This is a genomic window from Streptomyces sp. NBC_00554 (genome assembly GCF_041431135.1).
In the GTDB taxonomy this organism is placed as follows: domain Bacteria; phylum Actinomycetota; class Actinomycetes; order Streptomycetales; family Streptomycetaceae; genus Streptomyces.
Genome location: NZ_CP107799.1, coordinates 3,608,629 through 3,634,155, shown reverse-complemented (window position 1 = coordinate 3,634,155; position 25,527 = coordinate 3,608,629). Strand labels below are relative to the sequence as shown.

Annotated in this window: 24 protein-coding genes; 12 read left to right on the top strand and 12 right to left on the bottom strand. The window is 69.8% G+C overall.

What is annotated here, in order from left to right; all coding sequences use genetic code 11:
* Positions 1 to 306: 306 nt before the first annotated feature.
* Positions 307 to 726 (bottom strand): hypothetical protein, encoded by a 420-nt coding sequence (locus OG266_RS15650; RefSeq protein ID WP_371546265.1) that lies wholly within the window; start codon positions 724 to 726, stop codon positions 307 to 309.
* 103 nt (positions 727 to 829) lie between these two features.
* Complete coding sequence (locus OG266_RS15645) at positions 830 to 2,041, bottom strand: pyridoxal phosphate-dependent aminotransferase (protein WP_266455093.1); 1,212 nt, start codon at positions 2,039 to 2,041, stop codon at positions 830 to 832.
* 126 nt (positions 2,042 to 2,167) lie between these two features.
* Here OG266_RS15645 and OG266_RS15640 point away from each other — a divergent pair, with 126 nt between their 5' ends.
* Together OG266_RS15640 and OG266_RS15635 are read left to right on the top strand one after the other, a co-directional pair.
* Positions 2,168 to 2,791 carry a hypothetical protein gene (locus OG266_RS15640; RefSeq protein WP_371546262.1) on the top strand — a complete coding sequence of 208 codons (624 nt, stop codon included), beginning with the start codon at positions 2,168 to 2,170 and terminating at the stop codon, positions 2,789 to 2,791.
* A gap of 151 nt (positions 2,792 to 2,942) precedes the next feature.
* Positions 2,943 to 3,815, top strand: coding sequence for a serine protease (locus OG266_RS15635; RefSeq protein ID WP_266455087.1), 873 nt, complete (start codon positions 2,943 to 2,945; stop codon positions 3,813 to 3,815).
* Positions 3,816 to 3,834: 19 nt separating this feature from the next.
* Here the strand turns inward: OG266_RS15635 and OG266_RS15630 are convergent, their stop codons facing one another.
* Together OG266_RS15630 and OG266_RS15625 are read right to left on the bottom strand one after the other, a co-directional pair.
* Positions 3,835 to 5,457: an amidohydrolase family protein gene (locus OG266_RS15630; RefSeq protein WP_371546260.1), complete on the bottom strand. Its 1,623-nt coding sequence runs from the start codon at positions 5,455 to 5,457 to the stop codon at positions 3,835 to 3,837.
* A gap of 20 nt (positions 5,458 to 5,477) precedes the next feature.
* The gene (locus tag OG266_RS15625) at positions 5,478 to 6,755 is read right to left on the bottom strand and encodes an amino acid deaminase (protein WP_371546258.1); all 1,278 of its coding nucleotides are present in this window, start codon (positions 6,753 to 6,755) and stop codon (positions 5,478 to 5,480) included.
* Positions 6,756 to 6,901: 146 nt separating this feature from the next.
* Between OG266_RS15625 and OG266_RS15620 the strand changes: the two genes are divergently transcribed.
* From OG266_RS15620 to OG266_RS15605, 4 genes are all read left to right on the top strand, one after another.
* Complete coding sequence (locus OG266_RS15620) at positions 6,902 to 7,921, top strand: sugar kinase (protein ID WP_371546257.1); 1,020 nt, start codon at positions 6,902 to 6,904, stop codon at positions 7,919 to 7,921.
* Positions 7,918 to 8,697 (top strand): IclR family transcriptional regulator, encoded by a 780-nt coding sequence (locus OG266_RS15615; protein ID WP_371546255.1) that lies wholly within the window; start codon positions 7,918 to 7,920, stop codon positions 8,695 to 8,697. Before OG266_RS15620 ends, OG266_RS15615 begins: the two co-directional genes overlap by 4 nt.
* A 7-nt stretch (positions 8,698 to 8,704) precedes the next feature.
* Positions 8,705 to 9,115: a RidA family protein gene (locus OG266_RS15610; RefSeq protein WP_371546253.1), complete on the top strand. Its 411-nt coding sequence runs from the start codon at positions 8,705 to 8,707 to the stop codon at positions 9,113 to 9,115.
* 123 nt (positions 9,116 to 9,238) lie between these two features.
* On the top strand, positions 9,239 to 10,723 hold the full coding sequence (locus tag OG266_RS15605; protein WP_371546251.1) for a GntP family permease: 1,485 nt from the start codon (positions 9,239 to 9,241) through the stop codon (positions 10,721 to 10,723).
* Between the two features lie 78 nt (positions 10,724 to 10,801).
* Here the strand turns inward: OG266_RS15605 and OG266_RS15600 are convergent, their stop codons facing one another.
* The 3 genes from OG266_RS15600 to OG266_RS15590 form a co-directional block, all read right to left on the bottom strand.
* Positions 10,802 to 11,059: a hypothetical protein gene (locus OG266_RS15600; RefSeq protein WP_371546249.1), complete on the bottom strand. Its 258-nt coding sequence runs from the start codon at positions 11,057 to 11,059 to the stop codon at positions 10,802 to 10,804.
* On the bottom strand, positions 11,056 to 11,403 hold the full coding sequence (locus OG266_RS15595) for a hypothetical protein (protein ID WP_266455063.1): 348 nt from the start codon (positions 11,401 to 11,403) through the stop codon (positions 11,056 to 11,058). Before OG266_RS15595 ends, OG266_RS15600 begins: the two co-directional genes overlap by 4 nt.
* Before the next feature lie 129 nt (positions 11,404 to 11,532).
* Positions 11,533 to 12,381, bottom strand: a complete 849-nt coding sequence (locus tag OG266_RS15590) for a helix-turn-helix domain-containing protein (protein ID WP_371546247.1) — start codon at positions 12,379 to 12,381, stop codon at positions 11,533 to 11,535.
* Between the two features lie 388 nt (positions 12,382 to 12,769).
* Between OG266_RS15590 and OG266_RS15585 the strand changes: the two genes are divergently transcribed.
* On the top strand, positions 12,770 to 13,192 hold the full coding sequence (locus OG266_RS15585) for a hypothetical protein (RefSeq protein ID WP_371546245.1): 423 nt from the start codon (positions 12,770 to 12,772) through the stop codon (positions 13,190 to 13,192).
* A gap of 159 nt (positions 13,193 to 13,351) precedes the next feature.
* Positions 13,352 to 13,984, top strand: coding sequence for a hypothetical protein (locus tag OG266_RS15580; RefSeq protein ID WP_371546243.1), 633 nt, complete (start codon positions 13,352 to 13,354; stop codon positions 13,982 to 13,984).
* Positions 13,985 to 14,070: 86 nt separating this feature from the next.
* Here OG266_RS15580 and OG266_RS15575 read toward each other — a convergent pair whose 3' ends face one another.
* Complete coding sequence (locus tag OG266_RS15575) at positions 14,071 to 15,438, bottom strand: M14 family metallopeptidase (RefSeq protein WP_266455052.1); 1,368 nt, start codon at positions 15,436 to 15,438, stop codon at positions 14,071 to 14,073.
* Positions 15,439 to 15,773: 335 nt separating this feature from the next.
* On the opposite strand from OG266_RS15575, the gene OG266_RS15570 reads away from it, so the two are divergent.
* Positions 15,774 to 17,093 (top strand): Nramp family divalent metal transporter, encoded by a 1,320-nt coding sequence (locus OG266_RS15570; RefSeq protein WP_371546241.1) that lies wholly within the window; start codon positions 15,774 to 15,776, stop codon positions 17,091 to 17,093.
* A gap of 37 nt (positions 17,094 to 17,130) precedes the next feature.
* On the opposite strand, the gene OG266_RS15565 is transcribed toward OG266_RS15570, so the two are convergent.
* The 4 genes from OG266_RS15565 to OG266_RS15550 all read right to left on the bottom strand — a co-directional run bounded on the left by OG266_RS15565 (position 17,131) and on the right by OG266_RS15550 (position 21,589).
* A complete protein-coding gene (locus tag OG266_RS15565) occupies positions 17,131 to 18,429 on the bottom strand; it encodes a hypothetical protein (protein ID WP_371546239.1) in 1,299 nt (432 codons plus the stop codon).
* Between the two features lie 63 nt (positions 18,430 to 18,492).
* Entirely contained in the window at positions 18,493 to 19,008 is a 516-nt protein-coding gene (locus OG266_RS15560; protein ID WP_266455044.1) for a SigE family RNA polymerase sigma factor, read from the bottom strand.
* 88 nt (positions 19,009 to 19,096) lie between these two features.
* Positions 19,097 to 19,747 carry a hypothetical protein gene (locus tag OG266_RS15555; protein WP_371546237.1) on the bottom strand — a complete coding sequence of 217 codons (651 nt, stop codon included), beginning with the start codon at positions 19,745 to 19,747 and terminating at the stop codon, positions 19,097 to 19,099.
* Positions 19,748 to 19,897: 150 nt separating this feature from the next.
* Positions 19,898 to 21,589 (bottom strand): chitinase, encoded by a 1,692-nt coding sequence (locus OG266_RS15550; RefSeq protein WP_371546236.1) that lies wholly within the window; start codon positions 21,587 to 21,589, stop codon positions 19,898 to 19,900.
* Positions 21,590 to 22,000: 411 nt separating this feature from the next.
* Here OG266_RS15550 and OG266_RS15545 point away from each other — a divergent pair, with 411 nt between their 5' ends.
* From OG266_RS15545 to OG266_RS15535, 3 genes are all read left to right on the top strand, one after another.
* A complete protein-coding gene (locus OG266_RS15545) occupies positions 22,001 to 22,942 on the top strand; it encodes a hypothetical protein (protein ID WP_371546235.1) in 942 nt (313 codons plus the stop codon).
* A 73-nt stretch (positions 22,943 to 23,015) separates the two neighbouring features.
* Entirely contained in the window at positions 23,016 to 23,729 is a 714-nt protein-coding gene (cpaB, locus tag OG266_RS15540; RefSeq protein WP_371546234.1) for a Flp pilus assembly protein CpaB, read from the top strand.
* 138 nt (positions 23,730 to 23,867) lie between these two features.
* On the top strand, positions 23,868 to 25,487 hold the full coding sequence (locus tag OG266_RS15535; RefSeq protein WP_371546232.1) for a CpaE family protein: 1,620 nt from the start codon (positions 23,868 to 23,870) through the stop codon (positions 25,485 to 25,487).
* Positions 25,488 to 25,527: the final 40 nt, after the last annotated feature.

Genomic DNA, 25,527 nt, shown 5'->3' with positions numbered 1-25,527 from the left:
TCTCGCTGCGCGAGGGCTGCACCGGCTCGGCACCGCCGAAGGGTGCGGTGGGGGCGGGGCGCCGCCGCGGCGGAAGGAACTGGCCCGACCAGCGCCGGTCGGGCCAGTTCCTTCCGCCGCAGCGGCGCTCAGCCACGATGGCGTTTGACGGCGGTGCCGAGTAACCGCAGCCCACCGAAAACGCCGGGGTCCTCCAAAACGGGGGCAAGCGAAACCCCCGCGACAGCGAACGCAGTGCTGTGGCACCCGGTCCGCACGTCGCTGCGGTGCGCGCGGACCGGGGCCGTATGAGGGGAGCGCGGAGGCTCAGTGGGCCGCGAGAGATGCCGGGGCGGTGGCGGACGCGTGGGCGTCCATGCGCTCGGCGGCGAGTATCGCGGCGGCGGTGTCGGCGCGGGACGCCGCGACGACGAGGGCGCGGCCCGCGAGGGCGTGCGCGCGCTGGTGGAGGGAGAGGAGCCGCGGCTCGTGAAGGGCGTCGGCCACCGACGACCGCACCGGCGCCACCCCGTCCCGCAGCCGGGCCACCTGCGCGGTGAGCCGCTCACCCGCCGCGTCCAGATCGCCGGACGGCGCGATCGCACGGATCTCGTCGGTCACCGCGAGCAGCGCCGCGAGATGACCGGCCAGCTGGATGTCCAGCTCCTCCTCGCGCGACCGATGGGGAAAGTCGGAGGTGGCGCCGGCCGTCGTGTGGACCGACTTGGTGCGGATCGGTTCGTACATGGGACGGCCTCCTGTGCTCTGACAGGATCCCATCCTAGCTTGGATTCCGTCTAAAGTTGAGCGGGATCGCAGAACCGGTCAAAGCGCACACACAGCGTGAGTGTCAGTGCTGGCCGTAGCCGTCCAGGAAGTTGCCGATCCGCGTCACCGCGTCCGTCAGATCCCCGACCGTCGGCAGGGTGACCACCCGGAAGTGGTCCGGCTCGGGCCAGTTGAAGCCCGTCCCCTGAACCACCATGATCTTCTCGCGGCGCAGCAGGTCGAGGACCATCTGCCGGTCGTCCTTGACCTTGAACACCTTCGGGTCCAGCCGCGGGAAGAGATACAGCGCCCCCTTCGGCTTCACACAGCTCACGCCGGGGATCTGCGTCAGCAGCTCGTACGCCACATCCCGCTGCTCCTTCAGCCGCCCGCCGGGCAGGACCAGGTCGTTGATGGTCTGCCGCCCGCTCAGCGCGGCGACCACCCCGTGCTGACCCGGCATGTTCGCGCACAGCCGCATGTTCGCGAGGATCGTCAGCCCCTCGATATAGGAGTCGGCGTGCGCGCGCGGCCCGGAGATGGCCATCCAGCCGACCCGGTAACCCGCCACGCGATACGCCTTCGACATCCCGTTGAAGGTGAGCGTGAGCAGATCGGGGGCGATCTTGGCGGTCGACGTGTGCGTGACACCGTCGTAGAGGATCTTGTCGTAGATCTCGTCCGAGCAGACCAGCAGGTTGTGGCGGCGGGCGATGTCGGTCAGCCCGCGCAGCATCGCATCGTCGTACACCGCGCCCGTCGGATTGTTCGGGTTGATGATCACGATGGCCTTGGTGCGGTCGGTGACCTTCCGTTCCACGTCCGCGAGGTCGGGCATCCAGTCGGACTGCTCGTCGCAGCGGTAGTGCACGGCCGTTCCGCCGGACAGTGACACGGCCGCCGTCCACAGCGGATAGTCCGGCGCCGGTACGAGCACCTCGTCGCCGTCGTCGAGCAGCCCCTGCATCGCCATCACGATCAGCTCGGACACGCCGTTGCCGATGAAGACGTGCTCGACGTCCGTCTCGATGCCGAGGGTCTGGTTGTGCATCACGACGGCCCGGCGCGCCGCGAGCAGCCCCTTCGCGTCGCCGTACCCGTGCGCCGAAGACACGTTCCGCAGGATGTCCTCGAGGATCTCGGGCGGGCACTCGAACCCGAACGCCGCCGGATTCCCCGTATTCAGCTTGAGGATCCGATGCCCTGCCGCTTCCAGCCGCATCGCCTCCTCGAGCACCGGGCCCCGGATCTCGTAACAGACATTGGCGAGCTTGGTCGACTGGATCACCTGCATGTCCGTGAGCTTACGGCCGGGTAACGCCGGGCGGGGCGTGTTTTCCACCACGTGAGACGGGACGATTTGTTCGCCTTTCTCCCGTCGCTGTCCCCAGACCCCTCGCAGTCTCTACAATCCGCCCCCATGTCCCAGCAGAACGGCGAGCCCGAAGCCCCGCCGAGGGTGTACCTCCCGCAGAACGACGACGAGGCGCCCCCGGCCTACGAGGCGTACGCGGATCCGGCGGCGGCCCACGGCTGGGAGGACGTGCACGTCGGCGACGACGCCGACACCACCCCGCTGGCCGCCGTCCCCGCCGACACCTCGGCACGCCAGGACCGACTGCTGCGCCGTCGCCGTGCCCGGCTGCTGCGCCGGGCGGCGGTGGCCGGCGGCGCCGCGTGTGCCGTCCTCGTAGTCGTGACAGTCTCCGGATTGTTCGACTCCGGGTCGTCAACGGCTCCGGGCGACCGCGTCCGTGAGGCGACCTCGCCCGCGGAACCCGCCACGGGCACGACTGCATCCACGGACGGTTCCGTCCCGAGCGCCGGAGCGTCGTCGTCGCCGGATCCGTCGCCCGACCCGTCCGATACGTCGGCGAGCGCGCCCGGCGCCTCCCCGGGCGCCAGCGGATCGGCGTCCGAGGCTCCCACCACAGGGACCTCTTCGGCGGCGACGGGGACAGCCACCGCCACGGCCGACCCGGGCCAGGGCAACGGCAACGGCAACCCCGGCCAGGGCCAGGGAGCGAGCAAGCGGCCCAAGTAGCCCCCGGGCGCGGCCTCTTGAGCGCACGGCTTGAACCAGCGGCCGGAAACAACTCCTTGTCCCCTCCCGCCCACCCCCTCACAATGCGCATGACAAAACAGAAGGTGACCGGAAAACCTTCGGTCACTCACGTCGCAAGAGGGGACCCCACATGAGAAAGCCTCTCGTTGCCGCGCTCTTCGCCCTGGTGATCGCCGGGGCGGGCGCGGTACCAGCGGTCGCGGCACCGGCACCGGCACCCGCGCCGGAGACCGTGGCCGCGACCACCGAAGCCGCCGCGCCCACGATCCAGGCCGTCAACCTCGCCGGCACCGTCGCGCTCAGCAACTGTTCCGGCTCGGTCGTCCGCTTTCCGAACTCCCTGGACACCGACCCGGCGCTGGTGCTCTCCAACGGCCACTGCCTGTCGACCGGCTTCCCGGAGCCGGGCGAGGTGCTCGTCAACCAGGCCTCCAGCCGCACCTTCGGGCTGCTCAACTCCGCCGGCACCCGGGTCGCGACCCTGCGCGCCAGCAAGCTCGCCTACGGGACGATGACCGACACGGACGTCTCGATCTACCAGCTCACCAGCACGTACGCGACGATCAAGAGCTCGTACGGGATCTCCGCGCTGACCGTGCAGAACACACACCCGACCGCCGGCACCGCCATCACCGTGGCGTCCGGTTACTGGAAGACGCTCTACAACTGCAACATCGACGGGTTCGTGTACCGGCTGGAGGAGGGTGACTGGACCTGGAAGGACTCGGTCCGTTACACCTCTGCCTGCCAGACCATCGGCGGCACCTCGGGCTCACCGGTGATCGACCAGTCCACCGGGAACGTCGTCGCCGTCAACAACACCGGCAACGAGGACGGCGGGACCTGCACGGTGAACAACCCCTGCGAGGTCGACGAGAGCGGCAACGTGACCGTCCGCGAGGGCATCAACTACGCCCAGGAGACCTACCTGATCCCGGCCTGCTTCACGACGGGCAACCAGCTCAACCTGAGCGCGAGCGGGTGCACTCTGCCGAAGCCGTAAGGCATGGGCGGGCGGTCCGTCACACGGGACTGCGACGGACCGCCCGCCCGGCCAGTACGTCCGTACGCCGGCCGTCCTCGATGACGAACCGGCCGTCGATCAGCACGTGCGGGATGCCGGTCGGGAGCGTGCGCGGGTTCTCGAAGGTGGAACCCGCCGCGACCGTGGCCGGGTCGAAGAGGACCAGGTCGGCGCGGTAGCCCTCGCGGACGAGCCCGCGGTCCGGCAGCCGCAGCCGGGCGGCGGCCCGCCCGGTGAGGTGGGCGATGCACTCCTCCAGCGAGAGGACGCCCAACTCCCTTACGTAGTGGCCCAGATAGCGAGGGAAGGTGCCGTACGCGCGCGGGTGCGGCTTGTCGCCGCGCAGGATGCCGTCGGAACCGCCGGTGTGCACGGGGTGCCGCATGATCGTGCGGACGTTCTCCTCGTGGCCGACGTGCTGGAGGATCGTCGGGCCGAGGCCGTCGTCGAGGAGGAGGCGGCGGGCGGTCGTCCAGGGGGCCTCGCCGCGCTGGTCGGCGGAGGCCTGGACCGTGCGGCCGACGTACGGCGCGAGGGCGGGGTCGGTCACTCCCGAGATCTCGATCGTGTCCCACTCGATGGGGACGCCGTGGCAGCCGTCGGCGCCCACGACCTCCATGTGGTGCCGGATGCGTTCCGCCGTGGTGTCGTCCCGCAGGCGGGCGAGGATCGACTCCGGGCCGCCCTCGCTCGCCCAACTCGGCAGCATCGCCACGAGGGTGGTGCAGCCGGGGGTGTAGGGATACGTGTCGAGGGTGATGTCGGCGCCCTCCGCGAGCGCCTTGTCCAGGAGGGCGAGGAGGTCCGGGGCCCTGCCCTCGTTCACGCCGAAGTTCATCGTGGCGTGCGCGAGGTGGAGCGGGCAGCCGGCCTCGCGGGTGAGGGCCACCATCTCCTCGTACGCCTCCAGGGCGCCCGCACCGTAGGAGCGGTGGTGCGGGCAGTAGTAGCCGCCGTGCTCGGCCACCACCCGGCACAGTTCGGTGAGTTCGGCGTCCTTGGCGTACATGCCGGGGGTGTACGTCAGGCCGGAGGACATGCCGACGGCGCCCTCGCGCATTCCGGTGGCCACCAACTCCCGCATGCGGTCCAGCTCCTGGGGTGTCGCCTCGCGGTCCTCCCAGCCGACGGCGAGCATCCGCACGGTGCCCTGGGGGATGAGGTAGGCGGCGTTCACCGCGATGCCCTCGCCGTCGAAGCCGTGGTCGAGCCGGTCCAGGTACTCGCCGACCGAGCGCCAGGTGAAGTCGATGTCGTCGCCGTGGCCGTTCCAGCCGGTGATCGTCCGGCGGACCTCGGCGAGCGTACGGTCGTCGACCGGGGCGTACGACAGGCCGTCCTGGCCGATGACTTCGAGGGTCACCCCCTGCGCGGCCTTCGCGCTGTGGTCCGGGTCCCGGAGCAGCGCGAGGTCGCTGTGCGCGTGCATGTCGATGAAACCGGGGGCCAGCGCCAGGCCTTCGGCGTCCAGGACGCGGCGGGCCACGGGACGCTGGCAGCCGGCCGCCGCGGCCTCCTTGACCACGGTGGTGATCACGCCGTTCTCGATGCCCACGTCGGCGCGGTAGGAGGGCTCTCCGGTGCCGTCGACGACTTCCGCGTCGCGGATGACGAGGTCCATCACAGCTGTCTCCTGCTCTCCTAGAAGAAGGTGCGGATGTAGTCGACGACCGTGCCGTCCGCCTCGACGAGCGGGATCAGCTGCCACTTGTCGAAGGACGTGCAGGGGTGGGACAGGCCCATGCCCAGCCAGTCGCCGACCTGGACGTCCGCCTCCGGGGCCGTGCGGAGCCAGCCGTGCTGGTCGGAGAGCCCGCTGACCGTGACGCCGGTGGCCGGGCGCTCGGTGCCGTCGCGGCGGACCACCTGGGCCTCCGGCAGATCGAGGTCGTACGCGGCGTCCCGCTTGCCCGCGTTGACGAAGGCCTGGTCGGGGGAGGGCCGGGAGACGACCTGGGCCCACAGCCGGAAGGCGGGGTGCAGGGCGCCCTCCTCGGGGACGCGGGTGAAGGGGGTGAGCTTGCGGTAGTGGCCGTCGTCGTGCGAGACGTACGCGCCGGAGCGGAGCAACTTCAGTACGGGGAGGGAGAGTTCGGGCATCTCCGCGAACACGTCCGCCACCGCGTCGAACCAGGCGCTGCCGCCCGCGCTGACGACGATCTCGTCGAGGCCCGTGAACCGGCCCGCCTTGTCGAAGTCCGCCGCCAGCGAGGTGAGCCGGCGCAGCCACGCGTGCACGCGCTCGGGGTCGGCCTGCGGGACCTCGCCCTCGTAGCCCGCGACGCCGACCAGCCGCAGCGTCGCCGTCCCGGCCACCGCGTCGGCGACCGCCGCGCACTCCGCCTCCGTACGGACGCCGGTACGGGCGCCCTCACCGGCGGCGAGTTCTACGACGACGTCCACGGGGCGGGGGGCTCCGAAGAGCGCGGCGTCCATCAGCTCCACGCCGCGTACGGAGTCGACGTAGCAGATGAAGCGGAAGTCCGGGTCCGCCGCCAGTTCGGAGGCGATGTGGCGCAGGGCCGGTGCGTCGACGAGTTCGTTCGCGAGGAAGATCCGGTCGATGCCGAACTCCCTTGCCACGCGCACCTGGTGGGGGACCGCGAGGGTGATACCCCAGGCGCCGTGCTCGATCTGCTTCCAGAACAGCTGCGGGGCCATCGAGGTCTTGCCGTGCGGGGCGAAGGCGAGGCCGTGACGGGTGGCGTAGGTCTCCATGAGCGCGAGGTTGTGGTCCAGGCGCTCGGCGGAGAGGGCGAGGACGGGGGTGGTGAAGCCGTCGGTGAAGAGGTTGCGGCGCTGGGCGGCCAGTTCGCCGACGGTCAGGCCCTGGGCGTCCGGGGGGAGGCCCTTGAAGCGGTGGTCGACGCGGTCCGCAGTGAGAGCGGCCAGCTGTGCTGCGGCGGTGTCGGCGCCCATGGGGCCTCCCGGATTTCCTGATGAGGTGCGTTGCAGTATATGCAACGCTCATTGCGTATGTCGCTTACTGCTGTCTAACATCCCAGCCAACGCAGGGTCAACGGTGCCGATGCCGTTGCCCGAGAGAGCAAGGGGCCCCAGCCATCGTGACCGCCTTCGACGTCGTAGCACTCGGCGAGTCCATGGTCACGTTCCTGCCGTCCGGGCCGGGGCGCCTGGCCGATGTCCCGTCGTTCGAGCGGGGGATCGGCGGCGCGGAGTCGAACGTGGCGTGTGTGCTCGCCGCCACCGGTCACTCCGTGCAGTGGGTCAGCAGGGTCGGCGCGGACGGGTTCGGCGATCACCTGGTGGAGGCGATCGCCTCGTACGGCGTGGACACCTCCGCCGTACGACGGGATCCCGCGCGTCCGACCGGCATCTACTTCCGCACGGCGGGCGACCGGGCGACCGACGCGCACGAGGTGGCGTACTACCGGGCCGGATCCGCCGCCTCCGCGATGACCGTGGACAACATGGACCTGGACGCCGTCCGGTCCGGCCGTGTGCTGCATCTCTCCGGCATCACGGCCGCGCTGTCCGACGACTGCCTGGCCCTGCTGCGGGAGCTGACCTCCCAGCGCCCCGGCCAACCCCTCGTCTCGTTCGACATCAACCACCGGGTGAACCTCTGGGACCGCCAGGAATCGGGTCCCGTCCTCCTGGAACTGGCCCGCGGCAGCGACCTCGTCTTCGTCGGCGAGGACGAGGCCGAGACCGCCTGGGGTGTCACCGGCGGCCCGGCCGCGATCCGCGCCGCGCTGCCCGAACCCCGGACTCTGGTCGTGAAGCAGGGTGTCCGGGGCGCCACCCTCTTCGACGGCGACCGGGCAACGTTCGCGCCCTCCGTCCACGTCGACGTCGTCGCGGCCGTCGGCGCCGGTGACGCCTTCGCCGCCGGGTTCCTCTCCGCGACCCTGCGCGGGCTCCCCGCCAGGGACCGGCTCCGGCACGGCCACCTCATGGCGGCGGCCGCCCTCACCGTCCCGGGTGACCTGGCCGCGCCTCCCTCCCGCGACCACGCCGACCGGCTGGCCGCTCTGGACGACGAGGCGTGGGGGACACTTCGACTCGGCCCCGGCTGGACCGAAGCCGTCACGCGGGCCGACGAGGAGGTACGTACCCCATGAGCCAGACCGTCGACCGAGCGCTGAGCATCCTGCCGCTGCTCGCCGAGGGCCCCGCCGACCTCGGGCAGGTCGCCGACCGGCTCGGCGTGCACAAGTCCACGGCGCTCCGCCTCCTGCGCACGCTGCACGAGCACGGGCTCGTCTACCGCCAGTCCGACCAGCGCTACCGCCTCGGCGCCCGCCTCTTCGCCCTCGCCCAGGAGGCGGTGGAGAACCTGGACATCCGGGAGATCGCCCACCCCCACCTCGTACGGCTGAACGAGCAGTGCGGGCACACCGTCCACCTCGCGGTGTACGAGGAGAAGGAGGTCCTCTACATCGACAAGGTGGAGAGCCGGTACCCGGTGCGGATGTACTCGCGGATCGGGAAGCCCGTCGCCATCACCGTCGCCGCCGTCGCGAAGCTGCTCCTCGCCGATCTGCCCGAGCCCGAGCGGCGCGCGCTCGCCGACAAGCTCGACTACCCCATGTACACGGCCCGTTCGATCCCCAACGCCCCCGCCTTCCTCAAGGAGCTGGCCACGGTGCGCGAACAGGGCTGGGCCACCGACCTCGGTGGTCACGAGGAGTCCATCAACTGCGTGGGCGCCCCCATCCGCGGAACCGACGGACGGGTCGTCGCCGCAATGTCCGTCTCCGCACCCAACGTCGTCGTCACCGCCGACGAACTCCTCACCCTGCTCCCGCTGGTGCGCCGTACGGCGGACACCATCAGCCGCGAGTACTCAGGTAAGCCCACCGCCAGAGAAGCCGCCCCAGCTGCCCCGAAGGAATGAGCACGGCATGACCGACAAGATCGCCCTCACCCCCAAGACCCACGCCACCCCGCCCGCCAAGTTCTCGCACGGCGTGCGGAAGGGGAACATCCTCCAGGTCGCCGGGCAGGTCGGCTTCCTCCCGGCCGTCGAGGGCCAGCCGCCCACGACCGCAGGTCCGGCGCTGCGCGAGCAGACCCTCCAGACCCTCGCCAACGTCAAGGCGATCCTCGAAGAGGGCGGCGCGAGCTGGGACGACGTGATGATGATCCGCGTCTACCTCACCGACGTCGACCACTTCGCCGAGATGAACGGCATCTACAACACCTACTTCGAGGAGCAGGGCCTCACCGCGCCCCCCGCCGCCCGCACGACGGTCTACGTCGGTCTGCCGGCCGGACTCCTCATCGAGATCGACGCGCTGGCCGTACTCGGCTGACGCTCCTCTCCCCACCTCTCCCGCACCCCGTACGTCGTCACGGTGCGGCGCCCGTCATCCCTTGGGCGCCGTGCCGCGATCCCCCACGCCCGAAAGCTCTATGCACTTAAGAAGAGGTCCCCCTTGCTCTCCTATCCGCTCGCAGCGACAGCCCCCGTCCCCGAGACCCCACCCCACACCGGCGGCCTGCTCCTCCTCATCGACGGCACCGCCGGACTGCTCACGGTCGCCGCCCTCGGCATCGCCCTCCTGCTCGTCCTCATCATCAAGCTGCGGCTCCAGCCCTTCGTCGCGCTGCTCGCCGTCTCCATAGCCGTCGGCCTCTCGGCCGGGCTGTCGGTCACGGAACTCTTCGGCACCGTCCAGAGATCCACGGCCGTCTCGGTCATCGAGTCCGGCATGGGCGGCATCCTCGGCCATGTCGCGATCATCATCGGCCTGGGCACGATGCTCGGCGCGATCCTCGAAGTCAGCGGCGGCGCCGAGGTGTTGGCGTCCCGGCTGCTCGGGCTGTTCGGCGAGAAGCGGGCCCCGCTCGCGATGGGCCTCACCGGCCTGATCTTCGGCATCCCGGTCTTCTTCGACGTCGGCATCTTCGTCCTCGCGCCGATCGTGTACGCCGCCGCCAAGCGCTCCGGCAAGTCGATCCTGCTGTACTGCCTGCCGCTGCTCGCGGGTCTGTCCGTGACGCACGCGTTCCTGCCGCCGCACCCGGGCCCGGTGGCCGCCGCCGGACTCCTGCACGTGGATCTCGGCTGGGTCATCCTCATGGGCGTGGTCTGCGGACTCCCCGCCGTGGCCGCCGCCTGGGTCTACGCCGCCTGGATCGGCAAGCGGATCTTCGTCGCCGTACCGCAGGACATGGTCGAGGCCGCGGCGGAAGCCAAGCTGGCCGTACGGGAGGAGCAGCGGGCGTCCGGCGTCGAGCCGCGCGAGAGCCCGGTCCCCCTCGGCACCGTCATCGGCATCATCGGTACGCCGCTGGTGCTGATCCTGGCGGCGACGTTCTCCTCGATCGCGCTCGACCCCTCCACCACCCGCTCGGTGATCGAGTTCTTCGGCAGCCCGTTCGTGGCCCTGACCATCGCCCTGCTCCTGGCGTACTACCTGCTCGGCATCCGGCGCGGCTGGTCCCGCAAGTCCCTTGAAACGGTGTCGACTTCATCCCTCAAGCCGGTCGGCAACATCCTGCTCGTGGTCGGCGCGGGCGGCATCTTCGGCGCCGTACTGAAGGCCAGCGGTGTCGCCCAGGCCCTCTCGGACACCTTCAACGACGTCGGCCTGCCGGTCCTCGTCCTCTCCTACCTGATCTCCGTCGTCCTGCGCGTCGCCCAGGGCTCGGCCACCGTCGCCATCGTCACCACGGCCGGCATCGTCGCCCCCCTCCTCGCCGAGGGCGACCACTCCCAGGCCTTCGTCGCCCTCGTCATCATGGCGATCTCGGCAGGCTCGATCTTCGCCTCGCACGTCAACGACGGCGGCTTCTGGATGGTGGCGAAGTACTTCGGCATCAGCGAGCGCGACACCCTGAAGTCCTGGACGGTCCTGGAGTCGGTGCTGTCGGTGGCGGGGTTCGCGGTGGCGGCGGTGTTGAGTTTGTTCGTGTAGGGGTACGGCGGCTTGCTCGGGCCGGTGAGGTGGCGGTGGCCCCCTCACCGGCCCGGCGGCTCAGGCGTCGTCAGAGGCTCAGAATCCCAGGTAGGTGATCTGGACGACGTAGACGCGTTCGCTCCGCACGACGACCTGGTACCTGAACCAGCCGCCGGAGACGATGATCTCGCCGCCTTTCGGGTCGATGCCCTCATGGGCGCGGCCGCGGACGTGAAGAGCTTCGGCCGCCCTGACCAGTTCGTCGGCCCTGCAGGAAACAGTGGCCAGGAAGTCTGCCGGAGCGGCGCGCGCGGTTTCTTCGGCCCCGAAGGCGTACTCCCATTTCCAACTCACTCGCGAACTGCCTTCAGGGCCTCTTCGAGGACCGCGCTCAGCTCGCGAAGAGCTTCCTGCGCGATGGCCGGATCCTCGTGCTCCAGGTCCTTCTGCGCCTGGTCGTAGCGGGCGGTCAGGTCCGGGCGACGGGCGATCTCGATCTCCTTGGCCCAGATCAGCACCCAGCTCTGCACCGGGCTGAGGGACTGCCACTCGACAGCCTTGGCGAAGGCCTCGTCCTTCATGGCCTGCATCTCGTCGAGACGTCCCGGGGCGACCACGGCGAGGGCCGCACGGAGGGCATCCGGCGTCAGTTCTGGACGGGGGATCAGCTCGTGTCCGTGTTCGGACTGGGTGCTCATCGTGTCCTCCTGTGGGCGCTCGGGCCAGGGTATCCGGCCGGGCTGCCGACGGGAGTGGGCAGAGAACACGTGCTGAGGACTGGCCATGGTCGTGTCGGGGTCTCTCGTTCTGGGCACCGCAGCCGGCGGTCAGATGGTCACTGCGGGGATTCGGTCACGGCAGTCGCGGCAGCGGCCTGGTTCCGGGCCTCGGAAGGCGCGGTCGCAGTCGTCGCAGTTCCGGAGCGGGTGTCGGACGGGTGGTGGTGATGAGGGGGCTCGGAACGGGGGTGGCGGTGGCAGCTGGGTGGTCAGGCGGTGGGCCAGGAGGGCTGCCGGGCGGCACAGGGGGTCCGGGAGATCCGTGGTCAGGGCTTGGCGTACGGCGGTGGGGGTGAGGTCGCGTTCCAGCCAGGCGGCGACGCCGGGGGCCAGGTGGCTGGTGTCGTTGGTCGTGAGGAGCAGGCGGGGGTCCTCGCGGCGGAGGCCGGCGAGGAGGTCGGTGGCCTGCTGGAGGAGGGTGGGGGAGGGGTACGACGGCTGCGGGACGGCGGGGAGAGGTTTCTTGCGGGTCGGGCGGGGCTTCTTCGCCGGGGCCGGGGTGTGGTCGGGCTCGTCATGGTTCCGTCGTCCGGGCTGGTTGCAGGAGATCGTGCGGCTGACGATGCGGCCGCCGGGGACGCGTTGGCGTTCGCGGCGCAGGTAGCCGTGGGCCTCCAACTCGCGCAGGGCGGCGGCGATACGGGTCGTGCCCTCGGGGAAGCGGGCGGCGAGGGTCTTGATGTCGACGCGGGCGCGCTTGGGGAGAGACTGGATGTGGCAGGCCAGCCCGATCGCGAGGAGAGACAGCTCCGCGTGCTGGACGAGGTGGTTGCCGACCACCGTGAAGCGGGTGGAGTGGCGGGTGTGATCGTGGTCGAGCCCGCCCGTGCGGGGGTGGTTTTTGCCCGCGATACCGGACTGGGCGCGCGAGGGCGCGCTAAGGTTTTGCGTATCCATCGGGAAGCGGCTTTCTTCCTTGGTGGTGAGGCCCTCGCATTGGGATTGCAGTCCCGGCGAGGGCCGTTGTATGTCTGCGTTTGTGTTGCGGCGAGCGTAAGGCAAGCAACCAGGCCGAAATCCAGCTGAGTTGGTGATGTTCACTCGCGAGGGTGACGCTGCGCCACGGGCGGGAGGGAGGGGTGGGGTTTGGTCGGTTTCTTTCCCTCTCGTGTTTCTTGGGGAAGACCACCCACGGCACCGGAGCATGGGTTTCTGGAGTGCGGTGGGGCGGCAACTGAAGCTGCGGCGAGAGGCGGTGGGGATGAGGGGCGCGGAGTTCGGTGTGGCGTCGAGCAGCGTCATTCCCAGCACGGGCCACGCCTCCCGCCTGTGACAGTGCAGCCGCGTGGTGTCCGTCTCGCTGCGTAAAGTGTTGGCTCGTCTGCCCGTCTGTGATGGCTGCGCGCACACGGACGGTTTCCCGTTCGACCCGAAGGACGGAGCCGTGCCCGACCGACCTGAGATTGTCTGCATCTGCGGCTCTACCCGGTTCGTGCACGAGATGAGCGCGGCGAACCGTGATCTGACCTTCGCAGGTGTCATCGTCGTCGCGCCAGGCGTCTTCCTGCGCGCCGAGGATCACGAAGCAGACGAGTTGATCACCAACGAGCAGAAGACCGCGCTGGACGCCCTCCACCTGCGCAAGATCGACCTGGCTGACCGGGTTCTGGTCGTCAACCCAGGCGGGTATATCGGCGAGTCCACCAGCAGGGAGATCGCATACGCCCACGCCACCGGCAAGCCGATCTCGTTCACCGATCCCTTCTGACCAGTAGACGCTTCGTGGTGCGCGCGGGCAACGAGTCTCGGTCAGCCTTGGAGCGTGTTGCTGGAGGGTCTTCGAATTCGCCCCCGTACCGTCCATCCCCCAAGAAGCCTTCTGCCCCCGGCGCCCCATGGCACAGCTTCGTCCGCCATACTTCCGGCTGTGGAGCAGCGCATAGGTTCGAGCAGCCAGCCCCTGGAAGGCGCCGGGTTCGACCCGGCCTTCATCCCCGGGCTCACCTCACCCGTGTCCGGAGAGCCGGCGGACGCCGGGTCCCCGGACGACTCCGTCGAGGCGGAGGCGAAGCCGGAGGCCGAGGCCGAGGCCGAGGAGTCCGAGGGACCCTCTCTCGAGAAGGCCGATCTGGAGAAGGCCGATCTCGAGAAGGCAGAGAAGTCCGAGGAGGTCGAGGAGGCGGAGGAGGACGAAGCCCCCGACGGCCCCGTCTTCGAGGCCTCCGACCGTCGCGCGAAGATCGCCGCCGACCACAAGGGCGTACGGCTCGCCCTGGACGACCAGGCGTGCGAGTTCCGCTGGGACGAGATCGGCGCCGTGGAGACGGAGTCCCCGCGCTTCGGCAGGCGGTTCACCATCACCGTCCACACTCCCGACCGCCGCTGGTACCCGATCGAGATCGAGGCGGCGTCCCGGGCGCGGTTCGGCGAGTGGGAGGAACGGCTGGACGCGGTCCTGGACGCCTACTTCGAGGACGGCGACGAGGACGCGGAAGAGGCGGACACCGAGGTCGACGAGACCGAGGTCACCAAGGCAGACGTCGAGGACAGCGCCCCGTAAGGGGCGCGGGGAACTGCGCGACCGGCCACGTACGGCCCGCAGTTCCCCAACGACCTAGTAGTTGTCCGCCTCACTCAGCGGAGCGTTCACGCGCAGTACGTCGCTTCCTTGCCGATGGACCGGTACATGCAGTCGGAGTTCTCAAGCAGCTGCAGCACCGCGTCCCGGTTGCGGGACGTCTCCCGGGTGATGACCTCGTCGGGCGGGTAGAAGCCGCCGCCGGACGCGGAGGACGGGTACATCTCGAAGGTGTACGCGAAGATCTTCTGGTTGCCCCACAGCCAGTCGTCGATCGAGCCGTCCGTGATGTAGAGGTCACTGGACTGCTCGGGCGTGTAACCGTTGCTGGCTGCCATCTTCCCGCCGACCGCGGCGAAGGCGTTGCGGTCGTCCAGCGTCATACCGGTCGCGGTGTTGGCGGTCGTGTAGCCGTAGGGCCACAGCACCAGTTGGCTGTACGTGTGGAAGTCGATGCCCGTCTTGATCTGCTGGGTGCCGCCGACGACCCGGCTGCGTACGAAGTTGGCGACGACCTTGACCTCGGGGGCGGACTCGGGTGCCGTACCGCGGTAGGTCTCCGAGGACGTCGACCCGGAGGAGCCGCCACAGCAGCCCCACTGGTAGTTCCAGTTGCGGTTGAGGTCGGTACCGACGTACGACGAACCGGAGTTGGGCTGGCGGTTCTTGCGCCACGAGCGGTACGCGCCGCTCGCGATGTCGTACTCGCCGCCGTCCGGGTTGAGGTCCGGGATGATCCAGATCTCCCGGGAGTTGACCACGCTGGCGACACGGGAGTCCGTGGCGTACTTGGAGGTCAGCTCCTTCACCAGATAGAGCGCCATCTCGACGGTGAGGTGCTCGCGGGCGTGCTGGTGGTGGGTGAACAGCACCTCGGGCTCGGCCTCGTCCGTACCGACGTTGTCGCTGATCTTGAGGGCGACGATGTTCCGGCCCTGGTACGAAGTACCGATGACGCGCTGGCTCACGAGGTTCGGGTAGGCCGCGATGACGGAGCTGATGTCGCTCGTCATCTCCGCGTAGTTGTGGTAGGTCGAGTCGGCCGTGGGGAAGTCGAGGACCCCCACGTCGGCCGCGCTCGAGCGGTCCGGTGCCGAGCCGAGCAGCGAGACCTCGTAGCCGAGCGAGCGCAGCTTCTTGATCTGGTCCGCGCGGCCCGAGACGACGACGGTCTCCGTGTCGGCCTCGTCCACGGTCACGCCGGTCTGCTGGATCGCCGTACGGGACGCGGAGTCCGAGTGCGTGTGCACCTCGTACTGGCGGACGGGGTCCGCCTCGGCCGCGGGGGCCTTCGCGCCGTCGGCCGTGGCGTCGGTGGCCGCGGTGAGGAGGGGTGCCGCGAGGGCGAGCGCCAGCAGAGTGGCGAAGGCGGCGGTGCGGCGGCCGCGTCTCTTTCCGGTGGTTCCGGCGCCGCTGCCGCGAATGCGAAGTCGCATGAAGTCTCCTTGTTTCTCCGGGCGTTCCGGGATCTCCGGAACGAAGGGAGTGGAGCGGGTGGGGGGTGGATCCGTGCGACGTGCCTGGTGCGGGTGTGGCGCTCATCGTGAAGGTCTGGCATGGTCAGGTCAAGAGACACCCATGGGTCGGTAGCGGGAATCGGCCGAAAAATGGGCCGGGGGATGTAGGCGGACGCTACCGCCCGACGCCCTCACCTGGCCCGTAGCCCCCCCCTGGCGTGTCATCGTCGCCCGGCCGGTTCCCTGTGCACATCGGGTGATGATCGAAGCGCGCTCCCTTGTGCCCACCTGTTCTTTACGCTCTCTTGAATCACATGACGGAGACCACTGGGAAATCAGCGTCAGGGGAGTCCATCTCCCAGCCCCGCAAATCCAGTTGGAAGTACATCGGCCCCGGCATCGTCGTCGCCGCGACAGGCGTGGGCGCCGGCGACCTCGTCGCGACACTCGTCGCGGGCAGCAACTTCGGCTACACCCTGCTCTGGGCCGCGGTCATCGGCTGCGTGGTCAAGATCTCCCTCGCCGAGGCGGCCGGCCGCTGGCATCTGTCCACCGGACGGACCCTCTTCGACGGCTGGGCGAGCCTGGGCCGGTGGACGACGTACTTCTTCGTCGTCTACGTGGTCATCTGGGGCTTCGTGTACGGCGCGGCGGCGATGTCGTCGAGCGCGTTGCCGCTGCAGGCGCTGTTCCCCGACGTCTTCCCGGACGACTGGTCGATCAAGCCGTGGGCGGTCATCTGCGGCCTGGTCGGCCTCGTGTTCGTGTGGTTCAACAAGTACGAGGTCTTCGAGAAGGTCATGACCGTGCTGGTGGGCGTGATGTTCGTCGTCACGGTCTACCTGGCGATCCGCGTCACCCCCAACCTCGGCGACGCCTTCGCCGGCCTTCTCCCCGTCCTCCCCGACGAGAAGGACTCGATCCTCAACACGCTCGGCCTGATCGGCGGGGTCGGCGGCACCATCACCCTTGCGGCGTACGGCTATTGGGTCAACGCGAAGGGCTGGACGAACACGGGCTGGATGAAGGTGATGCGCCTCGACAACCGCGTCGCCTACATCACCACCGGCATCTTCGTCATCTCGATGCTCTTCGTCGGCGCGGAGCTCCTGCACTCCGCGAACGTGGCCATCGCGAGCGGTGACAAGGGCCTCATCCAGCTGAGCGACATCCTGGAGGCCGAGTACGGCACGGCGACCGCCAAGTTCTTCCTGATCGGCTTCTTCGCCACCTCCTTCACCTCGCTCATCGGCGTCTGGCACGGCGTGAGCCTGATGTTCGCCGACTTCGTGGAGCGCTACCGCGGGACCAGGACGACCGGGGAGGAAGTGGCCTCGGGCGCCCGCGAGAAGTCCTGGCCGTTCCGTGCGTACCTGCTCTGGCTGACCTTCCCGCCGATCGTCCTGCTCTTCCAGGGCCAGCCGTTCCGCCTGGTGATCCTGTACGGCGTCCTGGGCGCCGCCTTCCTCCCGTTCCTCGCCCTCACCCTGATCTGGCTCCTCAACTCCTCCCGCACACCGAGCGAGTGGCGCAACGGGCCGCTCAGCAACGGCATGCTCGCCATCGCAGGACTGCTCTTCCTGGTCCTGTGCGTGAAGCAGATCTGGGACCAGCCGTGGGCGGACTTCCTCTAGCGGTCTCTTCTGGATGTCAGCCGAACTCTTCTGGATGTCAGCCGAGCTCGAGCCACTTCGCACTCGTGGCGATCGCCTCGAGCTGCTCGATCGTGAGCGCCGGAGTCCCGCGCGTCGCGGCGCGCTCCTGGCTGCCGGAGTTGAAGGCGCTGACCACCACACGCCTGCCGTCGGTCCTGATGGTGTCGGCGGTCCACATCACGACCCCCGCGCCGCCCTTCTCGCCAGGGCCCTGATGCGTGGCGACCTTCGTGCCGTCGGGCAGGGTCTTGGCGTCGGGGCCGAAGAGCTGGTCCTCGACGTCCGACATGTCGGGCTGCACGTTGATCTGGACGAGGCTCTCGCCCTGTCCGTCGTCGACCACGACATAGGTGTACTCGGTGTCCTGGCCGCCCTGTCCGACCACCTCGACGTCGTCGGGGAGCAGGGAGACGAGCGTCGACCGGATCGTCGCGCCGTCGATGCCGGCGGGCGGCTGGCCGGTGTTCTTCGGCTGCTCGGGCTTCAGCGACTCCTTCGCGTTCTCCGTGGACTCGGAGTACGCGTCGATGGCGGTGAGCCACGCCTGCGCCGTGACGACCTTCTTCAACTGCGCCGTGGACAAGGGCGGTTCGGGCCTGCTGACCGGCGCGTCCTTCTCGGCGGCGGCGTTCCACTCGCTCACGTTGACGTGCTGTCCCTGCGGGGTGACGAGGTCCGCGGTCCACCACTTCGTCTGGACGCGGAGGTCCGGATACTCGTACCCCTGGAAGATCGTGAGCACCGAGCCGTCGGACAGTCTGCTCGTCACGCACGCGGGGTCGTACGCGAACAGGACCTTGTCCGGGCACGCGGTCGCGGCGCGGGCCTGCTCGCTGCCCGGTTCGACCTGGTTGAGGCTGACGGCTACGGCCGCCTCGCCCTTGCCGTCGTCGTACACGAGCCCTGCGTACGGTGGCAGCGTCTCGTTCGTGCCGCGCGACTGCTGTCCGCTGAACTCGCCCTTGGGGAGCAGCTTTTCGAGGGTGCTTACGAGTTCGTCGCCGGAGACCGCGTCGGGCGTCGCGTGGCCCACGGTCGAAGACCCCGTGCTCGAGGCTCCCGCGCTCGCGGCCACGGACCGCTCGCCGCCCTCACCCCCGCCTCCGGGTACGAGCAGCGCCCCGCCCAGTCCCACCAGCGCGACGCCGGCGACGCCGCCCAGGACGGACGCCTTGCGCCGCACCAGGAGCCGGCGGCCGCGTACCTCCCCGGCGGTGATCAGGGTGCGCCGGTCGGTCTCGTAGGTCCCGCCTGCCTGGTGCAGGGCCGCGCCGAGCCGGTCCTCGAAGTGTTCCTCGGTGTCTTCAACGGGCATGGCGAACCAGCCTCTCCGCTAGGTCGTTGCAAGTGTCGTTAAGGTGCCGGCGCAGTCGCCGGTTCAGGACTTGGCGTACTCGCCGAGGGCGTCGCCGAGCAGGACACGCAGCCGGGCGAGGGCGCGGACGCAGCGGGTGCGTACCGCGGCCGAGCTGACGTTCATCGCGTCGGCGGTCTCCTCGATGCTGCGGTCCTCCCAGTAGCGCAGGACGACCACCGCCCGGTCCTTGGCGGACAGCCGGCCGAGCGCCTCGACCAGGGTCAGCCGCAGGGGCATGTCGGCGTCGGCCGAGTGCGGGTCGGGGACGTCGGGGAGCGTGTCGGTGGCACGCTCCCTGCTGCTGCGGCGCCGCTGGTGCGCGAGGAACGTACGGGTGAGGACGGTCTGGGCGTACCCCGCGGGGTTGTCGGCCCGCGAGACCCGGCCCCAGCTGACGTACAGCCGGCCGAGTGTCTCCTGCACCAGGTCCTCGGCGAGATGGGTGTCCCCACCGGTGAGCAGACACGCGGAGCGGTACATGTGCCCCGCACGTGCCGCCGCGAACTCCTGATACCCCTCGGCCCGGCCCTGTCTCATGAACTCCCCCGACGTCCCCCGAACTGCCTTCACTTCATTGATGCGGTGGACCCACGGAAATGTTTCACCCCGCCGGGCGCGGACGGCCCTAGGCGCGAAGGCTTGCGCTCAGCGTGGCGATTCCGGCCCGCTTGGCCTGTGCCATGCGCTCCTTGTCGCGGGCGATCTCCCGGTGCAGGTCCGGGGGAGTCCGGGTGCCGCGTTCCAGTGTCATGAGGTCCGTGGCCCCCGGCAGCGCGATCACTCCGCCGAACTCGGGGTCGCCGGCGAACCAGGCGCCGTGCTCCATCTCGCCCGTCCAGCGTTTGCGCTGGAGCGGGTTGACCGCCCGCATGGTCCTGGACCAGTCGCCGTCCGGGTCGGTCCGTACGCGCACGGGGAGCGCCATCGTGTCCTTGACGCCGGGGGCGGGACGGACGGACGCGCGGTACTCCCAGGGGTACACACGAAGAATCCGTCGGATCCTGCGCAGGCGCAGGACAGGACCCAACGAGTACAGCGCGTAGGCGAAGGTGAACGGGGCCGCGACGACACACAGGAGGCCGACGACGCGCATCCACATCGGCTGCGTCGTGGGCCGGTCCCCGAGCATCCCCATCACCACCAGGGTGGCAAGCAGCAGAATGATGACCGGCGGCAGCACCGCACCCGCGCGCAGCCGTGCGAGCTGCCAGTTCCGCCGGGTCTCGGGGTCGTCGAAGGCGCACTCGTCCGTGGGGATCTGCACGGGGGGTGTCATCTGGCGAGGCTCCTGCTTCGGGATTCCGAGAGTCTAGGACACCCGCCTTAGGCATCCCTCACCAAGAAGTGTGCGGCGCCGCCGGTTTTCCGGCGGCGCCGCACAGGCGAGGTGTCGGACGGTGCTACGGCAGTGCAGTGCCGGACGGTGCTACGGCAGCGCGTGCACGTGCGGCCCGACCGCGTTCGACCACGCGTTGCCCGCCGTGGCGTCCCAGTTCGTCGACCAGGTCATCGCGCCGCGCAGGTCCGGGTAGGTCCTGGACGGCTTGAAGGTGCCGCAGCCCGTGCCCTTGGCGAGGCAGTCGAGGGCGTTGTTCACGATCGTCGGGGAGACATAGCCGCTGCCCGCGCCGCTGGTGGAGGCGGGGAGGCCGAGGCCCACCTGGGACGGGGCGAGGCCGCCCTCCAGCTGGATGCAGGCCAGCGCGGTCAGGAAGTCGACCGAGCCCTGCGAGTACACCTTGCCGTCGCAGCCGAGCATCGAACCGCTGTTGTAGTACTGCATGTTGACGACGGTCAGGATGTCCTTGATGTTCAGCGCCGTCTGGAAGTAGGCGTTGGACGTGGACTGCATGTCGATCGTCTGCGGGGCCATCGTGATGATGAGCGAGGAGCCCGCCTTGCTGGACAGGGACCTCAGCGCCTGCGACATGTACGTCGCGTTGAGACCGTTCTCCAGGTCGATGTCGACGCCGTCGAAGCCGTACGTCGTCATCAGCGAGTAGACGGAGTTGGCGAAGTTCGTCGCGGACGTCGAGTCGTTGATCGTCACCGTGCCGTTCTGGCCGCCGATGGAGATGATGACCTTCTTGCCCGCGGCCTTCTTGGCGGCGATGTCCGCCTTGAACTGGTCGACGGTGTAGCCGCCGAGCCCGGCCGAGTCGAGGTTGAAGGTGACCGCGCCCGGCGTCGTCGTGGCGTCGGCGAAGGAGACCGCGATGATGTCGTACTGGGACTGGACGGCGGAGATCCGCTGGACCGTCGCGCCGTTGTTGAAGTTCTGCCAGTAGCCGGTCACGGCGTGCTTCGGCAGCGTGCCGCCCCCGCCGCCGGTCGCGGTCGTCGTACCGGTGACCGCCGCCGACTTCGCCGACTCACCGGCCGAGTTCGTCGCGGTGACCTGGAAGGTGTACGAGGTCGAGGCGGCCAGCGAGGACACGGTCGCCGAGGCGCCAGTCACCGACTGGACCTTCGTGCTGCCCTGGTAGACGTTGTAGCCGGTCGCGCCCGAGACCGTGTTCCAGGCGAGGGACACGGAGGACGAGGACGTGGAGGAGACGGCCAGACCGGCCGGGGCCGCGGGGATCGTCGGGGCCGGGTCGCTGCCACCGCCGCCGTCCGGGCCGAACACCGAGAGGTCGTCGGCATAGTAGGCGGCCTGCCCGTACCAGCCGTGCGTGTACACCGTCACCGAGCTCGTCGAGGAGCCGGTGGTGAAGGTGGTCGTCAGCTGCTTCCAGGCGGCGGAGTCGGGCGTCCAGGTCGACACGTCCGTCGTACCCGTGCCGGTCACGCCGAGGTAGGAGTACCCGCCCTGCACCCAGGCGCTCAGCGTGTACGTCGAGTTGGGCTTGACGGCGACGGCCTGGGTGCACTTGGCGTTGTCCTGCCCGGCCGGCGTGCCCTTCAGCGCGGCCGCGCCGCCGTGCACCGGCGAGGTGACGGTCGTACCGCTGCCGGCGGAACACGTCCAGTTGGTCAGGCCCGACTCGTAGCCGGCGTTCTTGGCGTTGTTGATGTCCGCGGCCTCGGCGTCGGTGGCGAGCCCGGCGACGGTGAGGAAGGAGGCGGTGACGGCGGCGGCGAGGAGTCCCGCCCAAGTGCGTCTGCGTCCGGGCATGCCTGATACGCGGTCCACTGGGACCTCCGGTGAGGGGGAGGGGATGGGGAAGATGTGGGGAGGGCATGGGGAACGGTGGCCACCGTTGTTGGGGTACAAGGTGGTCCAGACCAATTGGGTTGTCAAGACCTCTGGCGGCCCTCGGGTCCCTCAACGGCCTTACTGGCGTACCGAGTTGTGGCATATGCGCCTCACTCTCCGTTGATCAAGCCCGCACCTTCAGTGAGTTGATCTCGCGAAGTCGGTGTTGAGCGGGGCATGCCGTGGATATGGTGCTGATGCAGGAGGGCGTCACAGTGGCGATCTGTGGCCATATGTGACGGTCCATGGCGAAACAGGGGCGGTCCGAGGCGGTGGTTGACCACTCCGCCGCAGGGAACGGCCCGCCGCAGCGAACGGGGTGTGTGCAGCGTGCCGACCGCGATAGCCGTCACCAGTCCCGACCTGGTGCTCCCACCGCACGACCGGCAGATCCCGCCCGCAGTCGTCCAGCCCCTCGACACCCTCGAAAGCTCCCTCCTGGGGATGCACGCGCTCATCGAGCAGCACGGGTACGTCATCTCGCTCTACCCCGCCTCGGTCTCAGGCGAGGTGACACAGCGACTGCGCACCGTCCGCTCCGTCCTGGAGAGCGACCGCATCGCACTGCTCGGCATCGACCTGCCGCCGCTCGGAGTCGCCCTGCTGGCACAACAGTTGAGGCAGCTCTCGGTCTGCGACTTCAGTCCGGGCGTACTCGCCTCCGCCGCGCGTCTGCTCGCCCACTACATCTACGCAGGCGCCCTGCTCGGCTCGGTCGCCAAGCTCGACCGGGTCCCGGTGTCCCTGAAGTCCCACGCCAAGTCCTGGGTGCCGGGCGCCCAGTTCGCCGTACTGGCCAATCCGCGACCGCAGCTCGTGCGCGTCGGCCAAGAGGAGCTCGCCGGGCCGGAGTTCGGCACGCGGCTGCTCGCCGCCGCCGGCCAGGCACCCTCCGACTGGGTCACCGAGACGCTCGCGCCCGCCTGGCGGGTGCAGGGCGTCGCGACCGTACCGCTGCCGGAGGAGTCGACGCGCTGGTGGGGGACCGGGAAGCTCGTCGAGTTCGCCGCCGGGCTGTACGACGTGTCCGTGCTCTACCAGCTCGTGTCGTCCGTCCGGCGGGAACAGTGCCACTGGTGCGGGCTCGAACTCATCGGTGACCGCTGCGGGTTCTGCGCGGCGCCACTGCCACCGGCATCGGCACAGCCGTCGCCGTCGCCATCATCTTCACCGTCGTCCATCCGTTCGACTTCGGCCTCCCCATCGGAGCTTCCGGCTGCCACCGCGCGGGCAGCCTCTTCTGTACGCGCCCTGCCCCCGGGCGCCACATAAGCACCACGGAACAACACCAGGTACGACCGCTCGACCCCGCCGTCCCCGCCCCACGAACGAGGTTGTCCGGATCATGAACTCACGCCAGCGCCGCGGCGTCATCCTGCTGGTCCTCTCGGCCCTGTGCGCCATCGGTGCCTTCGCCGGAGTGCTCTCGGTGATCCGTGACGTGAACTCCAAGGTCGGCCCGGAGGTCGCGGCGTACCGCCTGAAGGACGACATCGCGCCCTACAAGGAGCTGTCGGCCGACCAGTTCGAGAAGGTCGAGATGCCCGAGCGGTGGCTGTCGTCCACGGCCGTCACCGACCTCTCCCAGATCCGCGGCAAGATCGCGGTCACCCGGCTGGAGAAGGGCTCCCTGCTCCAGGCCGACATGATCGTGGACCGGCCCGCGCTGGAGGCGGGCCAGCAGGAGATCGCGATCCTGATCGACGCGTCGACGGGGGTCGCGGGCAAGATCAACCCGGGTTCGCGGGTCAACATCTACGCCACCTTCGAGGCCGAGGGCGACACGGGCGTCGACCAGTCCAAGGTCATCGTGGTGAACGCCCGGGTCATCGACGTCGGCAAGCTCACCGCGCTCGACCCGGGCCAGTCCACGGCCGAACGCAGCCGGACCGCCACCCAGGCCGTCCCCATCACCTTCGCGCTCGGCACCGTCGACGCCCAACGCGTCGCGTACGCCGAGTCGTTCGCCGAACACGTCCGGCTGGCCCTGGTCGCGGGCGGCGCGGACAGCACCGTCGCTCCCGGCGACCGCACGTACACCCTCGACGAGGACAAGTAGGAGGCCGGGCATGACGACCACTAGGCCGGGCATGACCAGCACGCGGCCCGGCGTGACGAGTACGCGGCCCGGCGTCACGTGTTCGCGGCCAGGCGTGACGAATACGCGGCCAGGCGTGACGACCCATAGGCGGGTCCGATGACCATCCGTATCCTCCCGGCCGTCGGAGACATCGACTCGGCCCGCGCGCTCACCACACTGCTGAGCCAGCTCGCGGACGCCGAACCGGCCCCGCCGGTCCCCGACTCGACCGCTCTCCTCGACTCCCTCGCGCGTCTCGCGGGGGAGTCCCTGGACGAGCTGCCCGAGGTCGTCCTCGTCCACGAACGAATAGGCCCCGTACCGGCGTTGGACCTGATCCGGGACCTGGTGATGCGTTTCCCGGCGGTCGGCGTCGTCCTCGTCACCGCCGACACCGGCAACGGCGTACTCACCGCCGCCATGGACTCAGGCGCCCGCGGCATCATCGGCCTGCCGCTGGCCTACGACTCCCTCGCGGAGCGCGTCCAGGCGGCCGCCGCGTGGTCGCTCGGCATGCGCCGCCACCTGGTCAGCGGCACACCGGAGCTGTACGCGGGCCCCGGCGGCACGATCGTCACGGTGACCGGCGCGAAGGGCGGCGTGGGCGCGACGGTGACGGCCGTCCAACTCGCCCTCGCCGCACGGGCGTCGGGGCGTGACGTGGCCCTGGTCGACCTGGACCTCCAGTCCGGTGACGTGGCCTCCTACCTCGACGTCCAGTTCCGCAGGTCGATCGCCGACCTCGCCGGGATCAGCGACATCAACCCCCGCGTACTCCAGGACGCCGTCTACACCCACGACACCGGCCTCGGCCTGCTCCTCGCCCCCTCGGAGGGCGAACGCGGCGAGGAGGTCACCGACCGGGTGGCCCGCCAGGTCCTGGCCACCCTGCGCTCCCGCAACGACGTCGTGATCGTCGACTGCGGATCCCAGATGAACTCCGCGACCGCCGCCGCCATCGAGATGGCCGACCAGGCCCTCCTGCTCGTCACCCCCGACGTGATCGCCGTCCGCGCCGCCAAACGCATGATCCGCATGTGGGACCGCCTCCAGATCCGCAAGGCCGAGGAGACGACGACCGTCGTCAACCGCTTCGCCCGCGGCACGGAGATCCAGCCGTCCCTCGTCGAGAAGGTCACCGGCACGAAGGTCGCCCGCTCCGCCGTACCCGCCGCCTTCAAGGAACTCCAGTCGGTGGTCGACGCCGGCCGCCTCCAGGACCTGGACGCCCGCTCCACGGTGAAACAGGCGCTGTGGGCACTGGCCGGCGAGCTGGGACTGGTCGTCGCCCAGGAGGGCGGAGGAGGCGGCAGGCGCCGTAAGTCCTCACCCTCGGACCGCGGAGCGCTGGCACTCCGCCGCAAGGGCGGCGACCGGGGGGCCGTGACCCTCGAATTCGCCGGGATGTTCCCGCTGTTGCTCGTCGTGATGACCATCCTCTGGCAGTGCGTGCTGTACGGCTACTCGTACTCCCTCGCCGGGAACGCGGCGGACGAGGCGGCCCGGGCTGCGACGGCGGCGTACGCGGTCGACGGCGATGTGGGCGGTGCGTGCCAGGCGGCGGGGAGCGAGCATCTGCCGGGGGCCTGGGACGGCGCCCAGATCGGGTGTGCCCCCGCCGGCTCGCTGATGAGGGCCACCGTCAGCGTCCAAGTACCGCTGTTCTTCCCGGGGTTCGACGCGGGGTGGAGCGTGAGCGGGGAAGCGGGCGCGGCGTTGGAGGGTGATGGCGGATGAGGCTCTCCCCTCGACCACGGCGTCGGCTCCGGGGTGTGGG